Source organism: Amycolatopsis sp. NPDC031561 (assembly GCF_055580625.1).
This window is the reverse complement of the sequence record NZ_JBVILA010000007.1, coordinates 248,520-264,270: the sequence shown is the minus strand read 5'-3', so window position 1 is coordinate 264,270 and position 15,751 is coordinate 248,520. Positions and strand designations below refer to the sequence as shown.

The 15,751-nt window shown below is 70.3% G+C and carries 12 protein-coding genes; 8 read left to right on the top strand and 4 right to left on the bottom strand.

Annotated elements, in window-relative coordinates:
* Positions 1-44 precede the first annotated feature (44 nt).
* Positions 45-2,426 carry a penicillin acylase family protein gene (locus ACZ5IK_RS18060; RefSeq protein WP_465488699.1) on the bottom strand — a complete coding sequence of 794 codons (2,382 nt, stop codon included), beginning with the start codon at positions 2,424-2,426 and terminating at the stop codon, positions 45-47.
* Positions 2,427-2,586: 160 nt separating this feature from the next.
* On the opposite strand from ACZ5IK_RS18060, the gene ACZ5IK_RS18055 reads away from it, so the two are divergent.
* On the top strand, positions 2,587-4,143 hold the full coding sequence (locus ACZ5IK_RS18055; RefSeq protein WP_465488698.1) for an alkaline phosphatase D family protein: 1,557 nt from the start codon (positions 2,587-2,589) through the stop codon (positions 4,141-4,143).
* On the opposite strand, the gene ACZ5IK_RS18050 is transcribed toward ACZ5IK_RS18055, so the two are convergent.
* The gene (locus ACZ5IK_RS18050) at positions 4,097-4,990 is read right to left on the bottom strand and encodes an NAD(P)-dependent oxidoreductase (RefSeq protein WP_465488697.1); all 894 of its coding nucleotides are present in this window, start codon (positions 4,988-4,990) and stop codon (positions 4,097-4,099) included. The two genes, ACZ5IK_RS18055 and ACZ5IK_RS18050, sit on opposite strands and share 47 nt — an antisense overlap.
* Positions 4,991-5,102: 112 nt before the next feature.
* Between ACZ5IK_RS18050 and ACZ5IK_RS18045 the strand changes: the two genes are divergently transcribed.
* From ACZ5IK_RS18045 to ACZ5IK_RS18030, 4 genes are all read left to right on the top strand, one after another.
* On the top strand, positions 5,103-5,450 hold the full coding sequence (locus ACZ5IK_RS18045) for a winged helix-turn-helix transcriptional regulator (protein WP_465488696.1): 348 nt from the start codon (positions 5,103-5,105) through the stop codon (positions 5,448-5,450).
* A 64-nt stretch (positions 5,451-5,514) separates the two neighbouring features.
* Entirely contained in the window at positions 5,515-5,925 is a 411-nt protein-coding gene (gene ndk, locus ACZ5IK_RS18040) for a nucleoside-diphosphate kinase (protein WP_020629465.1), read from the top strand.
* 56 nt (positions 5,926-5,981) lie between these two features.
* Complete coding sequence (locus ACZ5IK_RS18035) at positions 5,982-6,725, top strand: maleylpyruvate isomerase family mycothiol-dependent enzyme (RefSeq protein WP_465488695.1); 744 nt, start codon at positions 5,982-5,984, stop codon at positions 6,723-6,725.
* Between the two features lie 128 nt (positions 6,726-6,853).
* The gene (locus ACZ5IK_RS18030; RefSeq protein WP_465488746.1) at positions 6,854-10,198 is read left to right on the top strand and encodes a phosphodiester glycosidase family protein; all 3,345 of its coding nucleotides are present in this window, start codon (positions 6,854-6,856) and stop codon (positions 10,196-10,198) included.
* Between the two features lie 59 nt (positions 10,199-10,257).
* On the opposite strand, the gene ACZ5IK_RS18025 is transcribed toward ACZ5IK_RS18030, so the two are convergent.
* A complete protein-coding gene (locus tag ACZ5IK_RS18025; RefSeq protein WP_465488694.1) occupies positions 10,258-11,283 on the bottom strand; it encodes a M14 family zinc carboxypeptidase in 1,026 nt (341 codons plus the stop codon).
* Between the two features lie 118 nt (positions 11,284-11,401).
* Here ACZ5IK_RS18025 and ACZ5IK_RS18020 point away from each other — a divergent pair, with 118 nt between their 5' ends.
* Genes ACZ5IK_RS18020 through ACZ5IK_RS18010 form a run of 3 tightly spaced genes read left to right on the top strand, consistent with a single transcriptional unit; the run spans position 11,402 to position 13,960 of the window.
* Positions 11,402-12,316 (top strand): ABC transporter ATP-binding protein, encoded by a 915-nt coding sequence (locus ACZ5IK_RS18020; protein WP_184906242.1) that lies wholly within the window; start codon positions 11,402-11,404, stop codon positions 12,314-12,316.
* Complete coding sequence (locus ACZ5IK_RS18015; RefSeq protein ID WP_465488693.1) at positions 12,316-13,131, top strand: ABC transporter permease; 816 nt, start codon at positions 12,316-12,318, stop codon at positions 13,129-13,131. The genes ACZ5IK_RS18020 and ACZ5IK_RS18015 overlap by 1 nt, the downstream gene beginning before the upstream one ends.
* A 1-nt stretch (position 13,132) precedes the next feature.
* On the top strand, positions 13,133-13,960 hold the full coding sequence (locus tag ACZ5IK_RS18010; RefSeq protein ID WP_465488692.1) for an ABC transporter permease: 828 nt from the start codon (positions 13,133-13,135) through the stop codon (positions 13,958-13,960).
* A gap of 42 nt (positions 13,961-14,002) precedes the next feature.
* Here ACZ5IK_RS18010 and ACZ5IK_RS18005 read toward each other — a convergent pair whose 3' ends face one another.
* Positions 14,003-15,433 (bottom strand): S8 family peptidase, encoded by a 1,431-nt coding sequence (locus ACZ5IK_RS18005; protein ID WP_465488691.1) that lies wholly within the window; start codon positions 15,431-15,433, stop codon positions 14,003-14,005.
* Positions 15,434-15,751 lie beyond the last annotated feature (318 nt).

Here is a 15,751-nt window from a genome sequence, read left to right as displayed (position 1 = left end):
CGGGCCCCGCATTTAGTCGACTAAATGCGGGGCCCGCCCAACGCCTACCGCAGTCGCACTACCCGCAGTTCCGGTGACCTCGCGATATCCGCCCCGCAGAACCGCCCGCGCACCCAGCCGCCGCTGGAGTACAACCGCGTCTGGTCGGCGAAATGCGGCGAAGTGACGTCGGTCGACTGCGAGTAGGTCTGGATCGTCGAGACGTCCGGGCAGGCCTTGCCGCTGAAGCCGACCACCTGCACGAAGCTGGATCCGTGCACGACCTCGTGGTTGCCCCTCGCCGGGTCCCACAGCGACGTGATCACGTTCAGCACGCCGAGGCCGCCCGGTCCGCCGTGGATCGGGATCCGCTGCCCGGCCCGCGTCACGGCCTGGTTGTCGCCGAGCCTGCCGTCGACGGGGAGGCCGCCGTCGCGGAATTCCGCGAGCGTGTCACCGAAAGCGCTCTGCACGGAAGGATTTCCGACCGCAAGAGTATTAGGCGTCGTGACCGGCTGGGCAGGGTCGAACGGGACCTGCCAGGTGTTCCGCAGCCCACCGAGCCGCTCAGCGAACCGCTGGAAGAACAGCGCGCCGCGGCTGTCGAGCCGGAACGTGCGGTCCCAGGCCGCCAGGGTGGCGCACGCGTTCCCGACGGGCACCGGGCCCGACGCGGACGGTGCCTGTCCGCCGGGGAAGGCCGCGCACATCTTCGCCGTGTCGGAGGCCGCGAGTTCGGCGGTCCGGCTTCGGTCCCGGTACAGCAGGTCCTTCATGGACGACGGTGTGAAGTCCTTGCCCGCCAGGCCTTCTTCGGCGGAGATCAGCGCTTCCCGGGTCCGGTCCGACCGCTGAGTCCCGGTCGAACCGACGATCCGGGGGAGCGGTGCGATCGGGGCTCGCGCGTTGGCGAGCCAGGCGCTGTCGTTGGCGTTCAGTTCGTAGTCGCGGCGCTGCTGCACCGGCAGCCGGGACGGCGCGAACAGGCCCGGTTCGAGGGCGCCGGGGTCGCTTCCCCAGTTGCACGAGGACTTCGATCCGTCCAAAATGGACAATCCGGTGCCGGGGAACAACGCGCGGCCGAGCGGGGTCCCGCAGGTCGCGGCCCGTTCGTCGGTGACGTGCGGGACGACCTGGATGTCGGTGTAGAGCGCGTTGCCCGCCCGGTCGGCGGCGATCGTGTTGACCCACGGGACGCCCTGGGTCCGGGCGAGCGCCTCGGCGACTTCCTTGGTGCTGTGTGCTTTGCTCAGTTCGAACCAGGTGTTGAGGCCGCGCAGGTTGCCCGCGTTCCCGTCGCGCAGCGCGTGCGCGGACTTCGCGGTCCACGGTGTCGGCACCCCGAAGGCGGACCCGATCACCTGGCCGTGGCGCGTTCCGTAGAACGTGCGGCCGACCAGCCGCCGCTCGCCGTTCGGTTCGCGGACCTCGACCTTCACCTCACGCGCGGTCATCTTCTCCGGTTTGCCGTCGACCAGGTAGGTGGTCGGGTCGCCGGGAGTCAGCGGCACCTCGAAGAGGCCGAAGGTGATCGCGGTCGACACCGTATGCGTCCACGCGACGTCGGCGGTGTGCCCGATCTGCGGCAGCGGGATGCCCAGCAGGCTTCCGCCCGCGACGTCGAACCGGCCGGGAATGGTCAGTTGTGACTGCCAGAACCGGCGCCCACCCTGCCATGGGTAGTGCGGGTTACCGAGCAGCAGGCCGCCGCCGGAGCGTGTCCCGTCACCCCCGATCGCGATGCCGTTGCTGCCGAGCTCGCCCGTCTTCATGGCCTTGCGGAGCCCGTCGGCGATCCGCGGCGCCGAGTCCGGGCTCGCGGCCGGAGCGTCCTTCGCGGACGGCGGCTGGGTCCTGGCGAGATCGGAGGCGAGGAGGCCTTGCCCCGCCACTGAGGCGACGGCGTAGAAGTGCCGGTAGAAGTCGAGTTCGGTGATGGGCCGGACCCAGTCCGCGCCGCGGCAGACCGGATCGGTGATGCGGTCGGCGCCGGTCTGCTTCAGATACGTGTTGTAACCCTCGACGTAGCCGGAAACCAGTTCCCGGACCTCCGTCCGCGGGCCGTGCGGCGCCGGCTGGGCGACGAGGCGTTCGACGACGCCCGAGTCGTTGATCCGCTGGAAATGCAGGTCGCTGTCGAGGTTCGTCTTCGCCTCGCTCATCGCCGGATTGCCCTGGCCGCCCGCCCCGAGGTACGCGGAACGCCGCGCGGACACCGTCAGATAGGTGTTGGCGAGTTCGCAGATGTTGTCCTTGGCCGCGGCGAAACCGTAGCCGTAGCCGAGCCCGTCGAAGTCCTTGGCCGCGATGTGCGGGATCCCGAACTCGGTGTAGCTGATCACCGCCCGCGACCGGCCCAGCTCGTCCGCCGACGAGGCCCCCGTCACCAGACTCGACATCGCCAAAGCCGCTGTGAGCAGCACGAAGCCACGCTGGATTCTTCGCATCGTTCCCCCTCCGGATCGATCATCCCCGTGATCGAAGCTACCTGCGGGGACACCGGGGAAGCAGCGGCCGATCGGTGGAGGCAGAAATACCGCCCACTCGTTCACCGCCGCGCAAACCGCCGTTGGCCCACCGGCCGTGGCCGCGGGATAGAACCGCGCCATGACCGCTTCCCACCACAATCGCCGCACGCTGCTCAAAGCCGGTCTCACCGGCGCCGGGGCCGTCGCGGGCGGACTGCTCCTCCCCGGAACCGCGACCGCGAACGCCGTCCCGCTGATCCGCGGCGGCCGCCCGGTGCTCACCCACGGTGTCCAGTCCGGCGACGTCACCACCGGCTCCGGCATCGTCTGGTCGCGCGCCGACCGGCCTTCGCGGCTGATCGTGGAGGTCTCCAGGGACCCCTCGTTCCGTCACGCGCGCCGCGTGCGCGGTCCGGTGATGAGCCCGGAGACCGGCGGGACCGGCAAGGTCCGCGTCGCCGGGCTGCTGCCGGGGACCGAGGTCCACTACCGCGTGACCGCCGAGTCCCTCGACGGCCGTACCTGCAGCGAAGCCGTCACCGGCCGGTTCGCCACCGCGCCACTCGGCCGCTCCGACGTCCGCCTGGTGTGGTCCGGTGACGTCGCCGGGCAGAACTGGGGCATCAACCCCGAACGCGGCGGCATGACGATCTACCGCGCGATGGCCGACCGTCGCCCGGATCTGTTCCTGCACTGCGGCGACACGGTGTATGCCGACGCGCCGCTCACCGAGACCGTCGCGCTGCCTGGCGGGCGGGTGTGGCGCAACATCGTCACCCCGGAGAAGTCGAAGGTCGCCGAGACGCTCGACGAGTACCGCGGCCAGTTCGCCTACAACCTCCTCGACGACAACCTCAAGCGCTTCACCGCGAACGTGCCGTCCTACGTCCAGTGGGACGACCACGAAGTCGTGAACAATTGGTACCCGGGGGAGATCCTCAACGACCGTCCCGAGTACACCGAGAAGCGTGTCGACGTCCTCGCCGGCCGCGCGTTCCAGGCGTTCCACGAATGGCATCCGATCGACCGCCGCCAGGCCGTCGACGGCCGCGTCTACCGCAACTTCCGACACGGTTCGCGCGCCGAGGTCTTCGTACTGGACATGCGGACGTACAAGGACGCCAACACCGCGGACCAGACCAAACCCGGCCGGATCCTCGGCGACCGCCAGGCGCGCTGGCTCGTCGACGCGCTCGACCGCAGCACCGCCACCTGGAAGATCGTCCAGGCAGACCTCCCGATCGGCCTCACCGTCCCGGACGGCAAGGGCATCGAGGGGGTCGCGAACGGCCTGCCCGGCGCGCCCGGCGGCCGCGAGACCGAGCTCGCCTGGGTGCTGCGGGAGATCGCGCGGCGCCGGGTGCGCAACGTCGTCTGGCTGACCGCCGACGTGCACTACACCGCGGCGCACCACTATTCGCCGGATCGCGCTTCCTTCAACGATTTCGACCCGTTCTGGGAGTTCGTCTCCGGTCCGCTCAACGCCGGCGCGTTCGGCCCGAACACGCTCGACCCGACCTTCGGGCCGGAAGCGGTGTTCGTGCACGCCCCGCCCGCGGCGAACACCTCGCCCGCGGACGGGTTCCAGCACTTCGGGGAGGTGAACATCGACGGCCGCAGCGGCACGCTCACCGTCGATCTGCGCGACGCTACAGGCGCTTCGCTGTGGAAGAAGACCCTGCAGCCCCAACGCTGAGCAGTTCCGTCAGGACCGCGATGCTGCGGTCGCCGTGCCCGGCCTCGGCGGCCCGCCGCACGAGGTCGTGCAGCGGAAGCTGCCAGCCGACGTCGACGCCCTCCTCGGCCAGTTCGAGGTCGGCGGCGGCGCCGGCGTGGAAGACGTTCACCGAGGCGGCGGGGGCGGAGTAGTCGCCGCTGTCGATTTCCTTGGTGTACATCGGAAGCACCGAGATGATCATCTCGAACCACTTGGTGGCGTACGGCAGGAGGGTCTCGGCTTCGAGGCCGCGTGACCGCAGCAAGGCGGCACCCTGGAAGAACCCGACCAGCGCGGGCAACAGGGTGCCGCCGACGGCCGTTTCGTACAGCGCCGCGAGGTCGGTCTCCTCGCCGAGGTGGACGGTGTCGCCACCCAGCACCCGCAGCGTGTCCACGTGTTCGTCGAAGACGGACTTGTCGCCGCCGTAGTACAGCAGTGTGTCCGGCGCGCCGACGGCCGACGGCACGTTCTTGACCGCGCCGTCGAGGAACCGCGCGCCCTTGCCCGCCGCCCAGCCTGCCATCCGCCGCGCTCCCGCCGGTGAGCCGCTGTTCAGCGTGACCAAGGCGCGTCCGGTCAGGGTGGTGGCCTCCAAAGCCGCGACAGTGTCCTCATAGGTGGTCAGGCAGGCGATGATCAGCGGGCTCGCCCGCACCGCTTCTCCGGCCGTCGCGGCTTTGACGGCTCCTTGCGCGACAAGGGGATCGGCCTTCGAAGCCGTCCTGTTCCACACGGTGGTCGGATGCCCGGCGGCGAGGAACGCGCCCGCCAGGGCCGAGCCCATCGAACCGAGTCCGACGACGGTCACCGGGGTCTTCGGCATTTTTCGCTCCAGTCAAAGGAAATCTTCGGGATGACTTCATGCTGGGGCTTCACGTACATTCCTTCAAGTACCTACAATTTTGCCGGGTACTGACAAAAAGGTAAGTGTGACGATGACGAAGAACCGCACGTTCACCTGCGGCCTCGACGCCGCGATCGCCGTCATGGGCGGCAAATGGAAAGGGCTCGTCCTGTTCGCGCTCCAGGACGGGCCGTTGCGCTTCGGCGAGCTGCGGCGCGCGGTGCCCGGGATCAGCGAACGGGTGCTGATCCTGCAGCTGCGCGAGATGGAGACCACCGGACTGCTGCATCGCGAGGTGTACCACCAGGTTCCGCCGAAGGTCGAGTATTCGCTGACCGCGTTCGGGGATTCCCTCAACACCGCGATGGCCGCGCTCGGCGAGTGGGGCGAGGAGCACCTCGAGCGCATCGAAGCCCTTCCCTGGTCCGAAGTGAAGTGAGCGGCGAAGCACCCAGTAGGCTCCGGGCGAATAGCACGAAACCCACCCAAGGAGAAATACCGCCGTGACTGAACGCACGCTGGTCCTCGTCAAGCCCGATGGCGTCGCGCGCGGCCTCGTCGGCGAGGTCATCTCGCGCATCGAGCGCAAAGGCCTGAAGCTCGTCGCCCTCGAACTGCGCACCGTCGAGCGCTCGGTCGCCGAGGAGCACTACGCCGAGCACAAGGAGCGCCCGTTCTTCGGCGACCTCCTCGAGTTCATCACCTCGGGCCCGCTGGTCGCGCTCGCCGTCGAGGGCCCCCGCGCCATCGCCGCCTTCCGCCAGCTCGCCGGCGGCACCGACCCGGTCGAGAAGGCCACCCCGGGCACCCTGCGCGGCGACTTCGCGCTGGAGACCCAGTACAACCTGGTGCACGGTTCGGACTCCCCGGAGTCGGCCGAGCGCGAGCTCAAGCTCTGGTTCCCCGAGGTCTGACACACTCGTGGGTGACGCGGGAAGATCGCGTCACCCACGGATCTGGGGGAGTGGCGATGACACCGGACGAGTACCTGGCACGGCTGCGGGAACTCACCACCGGTTTCGCGGAGGTCGCGCGTACCGGTGACCACGCCGCGCCGGTGCCGTGCTGCGGCGACTGGAGCCTGCGTGACCTGGTCGTCCACCTCGGCAACGTCCATCGCTGGGCGGCCGGGATCGTCCGCACCGGTGAGCCCGCCCCGCAGATCTTCGAGGTCGAGCCGGACTCGGACCTCACCGCCTGGTACGGCGAATGCGCCGACGGCCTGATCGAGGCGTTGCGCGGGGCCTCCCCGGACGACGGCGCCTGGAACTTCACCGCCGCCGCCAAGAACAAGGCATTCTGGTTCCGCCGCCAGGTCCACGAGACCGCGGTGCACCTGCTCGACGCGCACCGCGCGGCCGGAACCGCGTACACCCTCGACCCGTCCATCGCCGCCGACGGCGCGGACGAGGTCCTCCTCGGCATGCTGCCGAAGGTGAAGCGCTGGCACACCCCGCCGGTGGTCACCGTTCCGTTGCTGCTGAAGACGTCCGACACCGGACACGCCTGGTTGATCACACCGCCGGGTGAAGACGACGTTCCCGGCTCGCGACAGGCCGACCCCGCCGAAGCGGCGGGCGCTGTCGTCGAAGGTCCCGCGGACGGGCTCGATCTGCTGCTGTGGCAACGGGTCGGTCTCGCCGAGTCGGGTCTCGAGATCACCGGTGACGTCGCGGCCGCCGAGACCTTCCTCGCCGGGCCTTTCACTCCCTGATCTTCGGCGCCCTACGCCGTTCGGTTCACGTTCACCTCGGGGTCTTCTCCTGGCGGCTCGCGTCCGCTGTGCTGGGCGAAGCCGCCTGTCACTCGATCGTGGGGTAATTCGTGAGAAAATCACGCTTGTTGCTGCTCGCTGCCCTGCTGCCCGTTTCGCTGATCGCCGCGCCGGTGCACGCCGATCCGCTGACCGCTCCGCTCGGTCCGGCGCCGGTCGAAGCCGCCCCCGCGGCTTCTTCGGCGAAGGAGGGCCCGTCCGCGTACGCCGTGGCCGCGCCCGACGACGGTCTCGTCACCACCAGCGCGACTTCGCGCGTGGCACCGGGCCTGAGCCTCACCGAGTTCGACCGGTACGACCCGGCGGGCTGGATCCGCGGCGACACGCTCGCCGTCGACCTCACCAGCAAGACCCTCAAACCGGCGTACCTCAGTCCTGGCACGGTTTCCGCGCGGACGCCGCTTTCGCAGCAGGTCGCCAGGTCCGGCGCGGTCGCCGGGGTCAACGGCGACTTCTTCGACATCAACGCCACCGGCGCGCCGATCGGCGTCGGCGTCGACGCAGGGAAGCTCCAGACGGCGCCCGCGCGCGGCCACAACCTGACCGCGTCGATCACCGAGGAAGGCAAGGCGCGCCTCGCGGAGGTGTTCCTCGACGCGTCGATCACCTTGCCCGACGGCAAGGTCGTGCCCGCGTCGAACTTCAACAGTCCGGTGCTGGGCGGTGACGCGATCGGCGTCTACACGCCGCTGTGGGGCGCGTCGTCGCGGCGGACTTCGGTCGCGGGCGCCCGGCGCGTCGTCGAGATCGAGCTCCGGGACGGTGTCGTCACGCAGGTGCGGCCGCAGCCCGCGGACGGCCCGATCGCCGCGGGCGTGACGGTCCTGCTCGCCCGCGACGGCGGCGTGGACGCGTTGTCCGGCTTGAAGACCGGTGACCGGGTCGGCGTCGCCTACGCTCCGAAGAGCGACGCGGGCAAGCTGTCCGTCTCGATCGGCGGGAACGTCGTCCTGCTGCGCGACGGCGCGATCCAGCCGGTCGACAACGTCGCCATGCACCCGCGGACCGCGGTCGGGTTCTCCGCCGACGGCACGAAGATGTGGCTCGCCACGGTCGACGGACGGCAGGCCGACAGCCGCGGCATGACGGAACTGGAACTCGCGCGCCACCTGAAGTCGCTCGGCGCGGACGACGCCATCAACCTCGACGGCGGCGGCTCGTCGACCATGCTCGCCCGCGAGGAAGGCGAGAAGGCGCCGCTGGTGCGCAACTCGCCGTCGGACGGCGGGGAACGCTTGGTGCCCAACGGGATCGGCGTCACCACCGTGCCCGGAAGTGGTCGCCTGACCGGCTTCTCGCCCCGTCCCGCACAGGACACCGCCGACGCGACTCGCGTGCTTTCCGGGCTGACGCGGAAACTCACCGCCGGCGCGCACGACGAGACCGGGGCCGCGGTCGACGGCAAGGCCCAGTGGCTCAGCACGAATCCCTTCCGCGGCACCGTGACGAACGGCGTCTTCACCGCGCACGCCGACCGGTTCCGGCCCGACGCGCCCGCGGACGTCGACGTCTACGCGAAGCGCGGCGGCGTCCTGGGCAAGGCCACTCTGAACGTCCTCGGCTCACCCGTCCGGCTGGGCACCAGCACCGAGCAGGTCGCGTTGTCCGGCGAAGGCGCGAAGAGCACGTTCAAGGTTCTCGGCTACGACGCCGACGGCTACGGCACCTGGGTCGAGCCCGACGACGTCAAACTCGACTACGACCCCGCTGTGGTGCGGATCGAGCCGTCCGGCGACGGGTTCGCGGTGACCGCGTTGAAGGCCTCGGGTGCTTCGGCGATCACCGCCACCGCGGGCGGGAAGGTGACGCATCTGGCGGCGTCCGTCGGCACGGAATCCCGTGTGGTGGCTTCGCTGGACGGCCCGGCGGGCTGGAGCGCCAGCGTTTTCCCGGCCGTTGTCGGCGCCGCGCTTTCCGAGGCGGCCGGCCGTGACGGCGGACGCGGTCTCGCGCTGGACTACCGGCTGAACGGCACCAACGCCACTCGCGCGGCCTACGTCAACTCGGCGGCGCCGATCACGCTGCCGCCCGGCACCCAGCGCGTCGGCCTGTGGGTCAACGGCGACGCGAAGGGGGCCTGGCTGCGGGCCGAACTCCGCGACGCCGCCAACGTTCCGTCCATTGTGGACTTGACGCTGAGCGTCGACTGGACGGGCTGGCGCTACGTCCGCGCGGCGATCCCGGCCGGTCTCCCCGACGGGCAGCGGCTGACGAAGTTCTACGCCGTCGAGAACGTCCCGGACCAGCAGTACGAGGGACGGCTGGTCTTCGACGACCTCACCTTCGAGGTCGCGCCCGCGGCCGCGGTCCCCGCCGATCCGGCGCCGCGTGACCCGGCGTTGATCACCGACGGCGCCGCGACCGGCGGGCTGCGGATCGCCGTGGTCAGCGACGCGCAGTTCACCGCCGACGAGCCGAACGGGCCGCTGGTCGCCCAGGCCCGGCGCGCGCTGCGCGAGGCGGTGGCGGCGAAACCGGATCTCGTGCTGATCAACGGCGACTTCGTCGACCGCGGCACGGCCGCCGACTTCGTGCTGGCCCGCTCGATCATCGACCAGGAACTCGCCGGCAAGGCACCTTGGTACTACGTGCCCGGCAACCACGAGGCAGACGGCGGGCACGGGCTCGCCGAGTTCCAGGCGGCGTTCGGCGAGACCCATCGCGTCGTCGACGTCGCCGGGATCCGGCTGGTGCTGATGGACTCCTCGCGCGGTTCGCTGCGCGCGGGCGGGTTCGACCAGATCCGGATGCTGCGCGAGGCGCTCGACGGCGCGAAGGCCGACCGGCGGATCCGCGGCGTGGCCGTCGCGATGCACCATCCGGTCAAGGACCCGAGCCTGACCGGGAACTCGCAACTGGCCGACCGCAAGGAGGCCGCCATGCTGACCGGCTGGTTGACCGCCTTCGAGCGCGAGTCGGGCAAACAGGCGGCCGCGATCGCTTCGCACGCGGGCGTGTTCAGCCTGTCGCGCGTGGACGGTGTGCCGTACTTGGTGAACGGCAACTCCGGGAAGTCACCCGCCGCAGCCCCCGGTGACGGCGGTTTCGCCGGCTGGACGATGGTCCGGTTCGAGCCGGGGGACAAGGCGCAGCCGGTGCGTTTCGAGACGCGGCCGAACCTCGACGCGCTGACGCTGTCCGGGCCCTCGTCGCTGGCGCGCGGGGAGAAGGCGGACATCCGGGCCGCGGTGACGCAGGGAGCGCGTCAGGTGCCGGTTTCGTACCCGGTCAGCGCGGACTGGAAGGGCGGCTGGGGTACGCACGTCGCCGACGGCTTCCTGCCCGCGATGCCATGGGACGTCGCGTCCTTCGACCCGGCGACCGGGGTGCTGACCGCGCTGCGGCCGGGAGTGGCGACTCTGTCGGTCACCGTCAACGGGGTGGCGAAGAGCCTCTCGATCACCGTCCGGTAGTGCTATGAAAGGCCCGTTACTTGCAAAATTTGCAAGTAACGGGCCTTTCATAGCGTCCCTCAAGCGGCCTCGTGCGCCTCTTCGACCGTGCCCGGCAGCGCCGGACCGCGCGGCGGGATCGCGTCGGCCTTCGCCGGGTCCACCTTCCGCACCGAACCGTCGGCCGCGGTCTTCGCGATCGCGAGCATCGACGCCAGCGCGTCCTGGATCTGCGCCTGCTCCCGCTCCGGGATGAGGCTCAGCTCGATCAGCACGCTGCCGTTGCCGAGCAGCCCGTACCCGTTGCGCGCGATGCCCTGGTAGTCACCGCCGGGATACTGTGAGACGTAGCCGCCGTTGCCGTCGATCGACCGCTGCACCACGACCGCGATCTGCTTCGCGAAGTCCACATCGGACTGTTTCACGCCCGCGTTCGTCGGCCACAGCGTCGACGCGGTGATCTCCTTGCCTCCTGCGTCTTTGTACCGGCCCTGCATGTGGTAGTCGACCATGATGTCCGGCTTGAACGACGCGTTCCGCCGCTGGATCAGGCCCGCTTCGGTGGCCGGGTTGTCCTTGGGCGCGACAGCCGGGTCGTGGTACCGGTTGATGTCGTAACCCTTGCCCTTCTCGCCGTATTCGGGAGTGGCGTTCGGGTCGTAGTTGTAGCGCCAGTCGCGCTCGTTCCCGTCGGGGTTGGCGCGCACGACGATGTCGACGGTCACCTTCGAGAGCAGCTTCTGCGCCCACGGGCTGTGCCCGACGCCGACCTGGCGCAGGAACTCGAGCGCGGCGGGCGTGCCGAGCGGCTCGTCGCCGTGCTGCTGGGTGACGTACTGGATCCGGGTCTTGCCGTGGCCGACCCTGGCCGCCCACACCGGACGGCCCTCGTTGCTGCGGCCGATCTTGTCCACCCGGATCTTCCCGTGGCTGAGCAGGGCGAGTTTGTGCAGCTCGAAGGCGAGCTTGGCGGTGGAGGGACGCGGGTCGACGGTCCGACCGTCCACAGTGGTCCCGGCGGTCTCGGCTGCCTGCGCGGCGGGCGCCACCAGGAGCCCGGCGCTGACAAAAACGGACAACAGGGCGATTCTGGGCTTGAGACTCATGGTCGGTGAGTATCGACGAGCCGCGACCGTCCAACAAGGGCGCGGTTAAACCGGTCGAATTTTGTCGGTGGCAGGTCCTAGGGTGCCAACCGTGGGTGATGCAGAGCACGGACCGGCGATGGTGCAGGCGAAGGCGTTGGTCAAGCGTTTCGGTGACTTCGAGGCCGTACGCGGGATCGATGTCGAGGTCCGCCCGGGGGAGGCGTTCGGCTTCCTCGGGCCCAACGGCGCGGGCAAGTCCTCCACCATGCGGATGATCGCGAGCGTGTCCCCCCGCAGCGACGGCGACCTGCGGGTCCTCGGCATGGATCCGGACGTCGAGGGGCCGAAGATCCGCGCCCGGCTCGGGGTGGTGCCGCAGCAGGACAACCTGGACACCGAGCTCACCGTCCGGCAGAACCTGCAGATCTACGGCCGCTACTTCGGGCTCTCCCGCTCGCACGTGCGGAGCAAGGCCGAGGAGCTGATGGAGTTCGCCCAGCTCACCGACCGGGCGGACGCGGAGGTCGATTCGCTCTCCGGCGGGATGAAGCGGCGGCTGACCATCGCGCGCTCCCTGGTCAACGACCCGGAGCTGCTCCTGCTCGACGAGCCGACGACGGGGCTGGATCCGCAGGCCCGCCACCTGTTGTGGGACAGGCTATTCCGGCTCAAGGCGGGCGGCACCACACTGATCATCACCACGCACTACATGGACGAGGCCGAGCAGCTCTGCGACAGGCTGGTCGTGATGGACAACGGCCGCATCGCCGCCGAAGGCTCGCCCGCCGACCTGATCAGCCGGTATTCCACCCGCGAGGTCGTGGAACTGCGCTTCCCGAACGGCGAGCAGGAAGCCGCCGCGAAGCAGATCGAGGGCCTCGCCGAACGCGTCGAGGTGCTGCCGGACCGTGTCCTGCTCTACACGATGACCGGCGAGGCCACCCTCGAACAGGCGCACGCGCGCGGGCTGCGTCCGCTGTCGAGCCTGGTCCGCCGGAGTTCGCTGGAGGACGTCTTCCTCCGCCTCACCGGCCGGACGCTGGTGGACTGATGACCACAGCGGAGACGAAGGCCTCCACCGGCCGCGTGGTGTCGACCTGGCTCGGCGCCTGGCTGCGGGTCGAGGGGTACTGGATGTGGTACCGCCGGTACTGGCTGTCGACGTTGTACTCGACGGGCCTGCAGCCGGTGCTGTTCCTGGCCGCGATGGGGCTCGGCTTCGGCTCGCAGGTGCGGGCGGGCGCCGCGACGGGCGGGTTCTCGTACCTCGAGTACGTCGCGCCCGCGCTGCTCGTCGCCGGCGGCGCACAGCTGGCGGTGGGGGAGTCGAGTTACCCGGTGCTGTCCGGGTTCAAATGGCAGCAGAGCTACGTGGCCGTCACCGCGTCCCCGATCACCCCGGGGCAGGTGCTCGGCAGCCAGATCATCTGGGTGGGGATCCGGCTCACCCTGGCGGGATCGATCTACGCCGTGATCGCCGCCCTGTTCGGCTCGTGGACGAGCTTCGGCGTGCTCGCGGTCATCCTGATCGGGACGCTCACCGGCATCGCCTGCGGCACCCCGGTGATGGCGCTGGCCGCGACCACCTACGACGAGGGCGCCCGGTTCGGCCTGGTGTTCAGGTTCATCCTGATCCCGATGACGTTGTTCTCCGGGACGTTCTTCCCGATCGCCGAACTGCCGGTGCCGCTGCGGTGGATCGCCTGGCTTTCCCCGCTGTGGCACGGAAACGAGGCCGCCAGAGCGGTCAGTCTCGGCACCGTCGGACCGCTCGCCACGCTGGGGCACCTCGCCTTCCTGGTGGTGCTGGCCGGTGCGGGCTGGGCGCTGGCGCACAAGTACTTCTACCGACGGCTGGTGGTCTGAGATGGCTGTTCTCACCCAGGACCCGCGGCGCGGGGTGCTGCTGCGCGTCCTGCCGCCGTCGATGTACAGCGGCCGTTCGAAGGCGGTGCTGGAACGCACGTTCCTGACGTACTCGCACGTCTGGATGCTGTTCGTGTCCGGCGCCTTCGAGCCGTTGTTCTACCTGATGGCCTTCCAGCTGGGCTTCGGCAAACTCGTCGGCGAGGTCGTCGGCCCCGGCGGTCAGACGATGACCTACGTCGCCTTCGTCGCGCCCGGTCTGCTCGCGGCGTCGGCGATGAACGGCGCGATCCTGGACTCGACGTACAACCTGTTCTTCAAGCTGAAGTACGCGAAGCTGTACGACGCCATGCTCGCCACCCCGATCGGGCCGCTGGACATCGCGCTCGGCGAGGTCGGCTGGTCGGTGCTGCGCGGCGGGATCTACTCGGTGACCTTCCTCGGCGTGATGACCGCGATGGGGCTGCCCGGGTCCTGGTGGGCCGTGCTGATGATCCCGGCGGCGCTGCTGATCGCGATGGCGTTCTCCGCCGTCGGCATCGTGCTGGTGACCTTCCTGCGGTCGGTGTCCCAGTTCGACTACATCAACCTCGTGCTGATGCCGCTGTTCCTGTTCTCCACGACCTTTTACCCGCTGTCGGTCTACCCCGAGGCGATCCAGTGGATCGTGCGGATCTTCCCGCTGTACCACGGCATCGAGCTGATGCGCGGCCTCTCGACCGGCGTGCTGTCGTGGAGCATGGTCGGGAACGTGGCGTACCTGCTGGCGCTGGCAGCCATCGGCATCTACGGGGCGTCGCGGCGGTTCGGCAAACTCCTGCTGCGCTGACCCCGTCCCGCATTCAGAGGACTGAACGCGGGACGCCGAAGCTCACCGGGCCGCGTTCGCGCCCGGCTGCCGGGGCGCCACGGCAGCCAGCGCGTCGACCATCCCGTGTCCGTAGAAGCCGTTGAACCCCGCGTACCCGGTGCAGTACGCGTCTTGTGAGCCGTCGCCGGTCAGGTCGTAGTCGGCGGGGCACGCGATCGGAGCCGCCTGCGCGTCCAGCGTCCGTTTCAGCTGGCGGGCGCCGTAGCCGGGGTGTTCCGAAGCGAGCAGGGCCGCGACACCGGCGACGTGCGGCGCCGCCATCGACGTCCCGCACAGCGGCGCGTATCCGCCGGAAACGGTCGAGAGCACGCATCGCCCGGCCTCGCCGCCGGGCGCGGTCACGGCGATCACTCCGAGTCCGTACGAGCTGTAGCCGGCCTTGACCCGCTCCGCGCTCACGGACGACACCGCGACGACGTCCCGCAGGCCGGCGGGCAGCGCCTGGCAGCCTTCGGCCTGGGTCCGGGCACCCGAGCGCGCCGACGGCGCCAGCTCGACGGCCTCGTTGGTCGCCGCGGCGACGTTGAGCGTGCCCGCCGAGGTCGCGTACTCGACGGCGCGGGCCATGACCTCGTTCACCACGCCCCGCTCGTCGTCGTGGGCGCACGAGAGCGACCACGGATCGACGAAGTAGCTGCTGTTCGTCACGGCCATGCGCTGTGAAACGGCCCACATCAGCCCGCAGACGGCGGCCTCGGGGTCGGCGTACCCGCGGTCGTCGATCACCTTCACCGAGGCGATCCGCACCCCCGGCGCCACCCCGGTGACACCCTTGCCGTCGTCGGCCGCGGCGATGATGCCTGCCACGTGGGTGCCGTGCACCGACGTCGTCGCGGTCCAGTTCCCGTCGGGCACGCCGGTCAGGCAGCCCGCGGACTTGCCGGGGTCGAGCGCGGTCGTCAGGTCGGGGTGGGCGGCGTCGACGCCCGAGTCGAGGACGCCGACGACGACGTCGCGGCTGCCCGGTTCGATCACCCTGGCCTTGTCGGCCCCGATCTCGCGCATGTCCCACTGCTCGCCGGTGCGGTCGGCCGTGTCCACCTTCGCCGGATCCGTCGGTTCGAGTCCGGCGCGAGCGGGTGCGGCCTTGGCCGACGGGGTGCCGTTGGCCCGCTGCACCGCCAGCCGTTCCGCCTGCGCGCTGAACGCGGCGGCGGGCCGGACCAGTTCGGCGAAGTCCCGGTCGGCCGAGGTCGCGACGGCCACCGCGATCTGCGGGTAGTAGATCGTCGTGCTGCCGCAGCCGCCGGTGATGGCGGCCCTGGCCTCGGCTTCGGAGGTGCCCCTGTCGAAGGCGACGACGTAGCGCAGCGCCCGTCCTTGGGGATGGCACGATGGTTCCGCGTCCGCCGTCGAGACAGCGGCGACCGAGCCGCAGAGCACCACAAAGGCGCACACGGCCGCTCGCAGGGACCGTCCCAGCAGGGACACCGGACCTCCCACCGGAGAACAGGGGACAACGAGGGCACCGCGGCCTTGGCTGGACTTCGGTACCCCCGAGCGGCACGCTAGCCACCCTCGGCCGGGTCGACAAGCTCTCCCGCGAAGTTCGCTCGGCCGGTGGTCGCGGCGCGCCCGGGAGTCAGGTCTGTGGCACCGAGTACACCGGAGTGGGGCCGGGGTGTGGGATACTCGCGTTGGCCGCTGGCCGACGGGCACACGTGAGAGGTGGTGCTCGCGGTCTCGTGGCCCGGTGGTGTGCTGCACATCCTCCACACGCGTCGCCGCTGCATGCGGCTCGACGACGTG

Bases quoted from the DNA above. Each gene is read 5' to 3' on its own strand.
- ACZ5IK_RS18045 (WP_465488696.1), top strand. From the start codon at position 5,103: ATGACGAAGAACCGCACGTTCACCTGCGGCCTCGACGCCGCGATCGCC.
- ACZ5IK_RS18020 (WP_184906242.1), top strand. From the start codon at position 11,402: ATGGTGCAGGCGAAGGCGTTGGTCAAGCGTTTCGGTGACTTCGAGGCC.
- ACZ5IK_RS18055 (WP_465488698.1), top strand. From the start codon at position 2,587: ATGACCGCTTCCCACCACAATCGCCGCACGCTGCTCAAAGCCGGTCTC.
- ACZ5IK_RS18010 (WP_465488692.1), top strand. From the start codon at position 13,133: ATGGCTGTTCTCACCCAGGACCCGCGGCGCGGGGTGCTGCTGCGCGTC.
- ACZ5IK_RS18015 (WP_465488693.1), top strand. From the start codon at position 12,316: ATGACCACAGCGGAGACGAAGGCCTCCACCGGCCGCGTGGTGTCGACC.
- ACZ5IK_RS18035 (WP_465488695.1), top strand. From the start codon at position 5,982: ATGACACCGGACGAGTACCTGGCACGGCTGCGGGAACTCACCACCGGT.
- ACZ5IK_RS18050 (WP_465488697.1), bottom strand. From the start codon at position 4,990: ATGCCGAAGACCCCGGTGACCGTCGTCGGACTCGGTTCGATGGGCTCG.
- ACZ5IK_RS18025 (WP_465488694.1), bottom strand. From the start codon at position 11,283: ATGAGTCTCAAGCCCAGAATCGCCCTGTTGTCCGTTTTTGTCAGCGCC.
- ACZ5IK_RS18060 (WP_465488699.1), bottom strand. From the start codon at position 2,426: ATGCGAAGAATCCAGCGTGGCTTCGTGCTGCTCACAGCGGCTTTGGCG.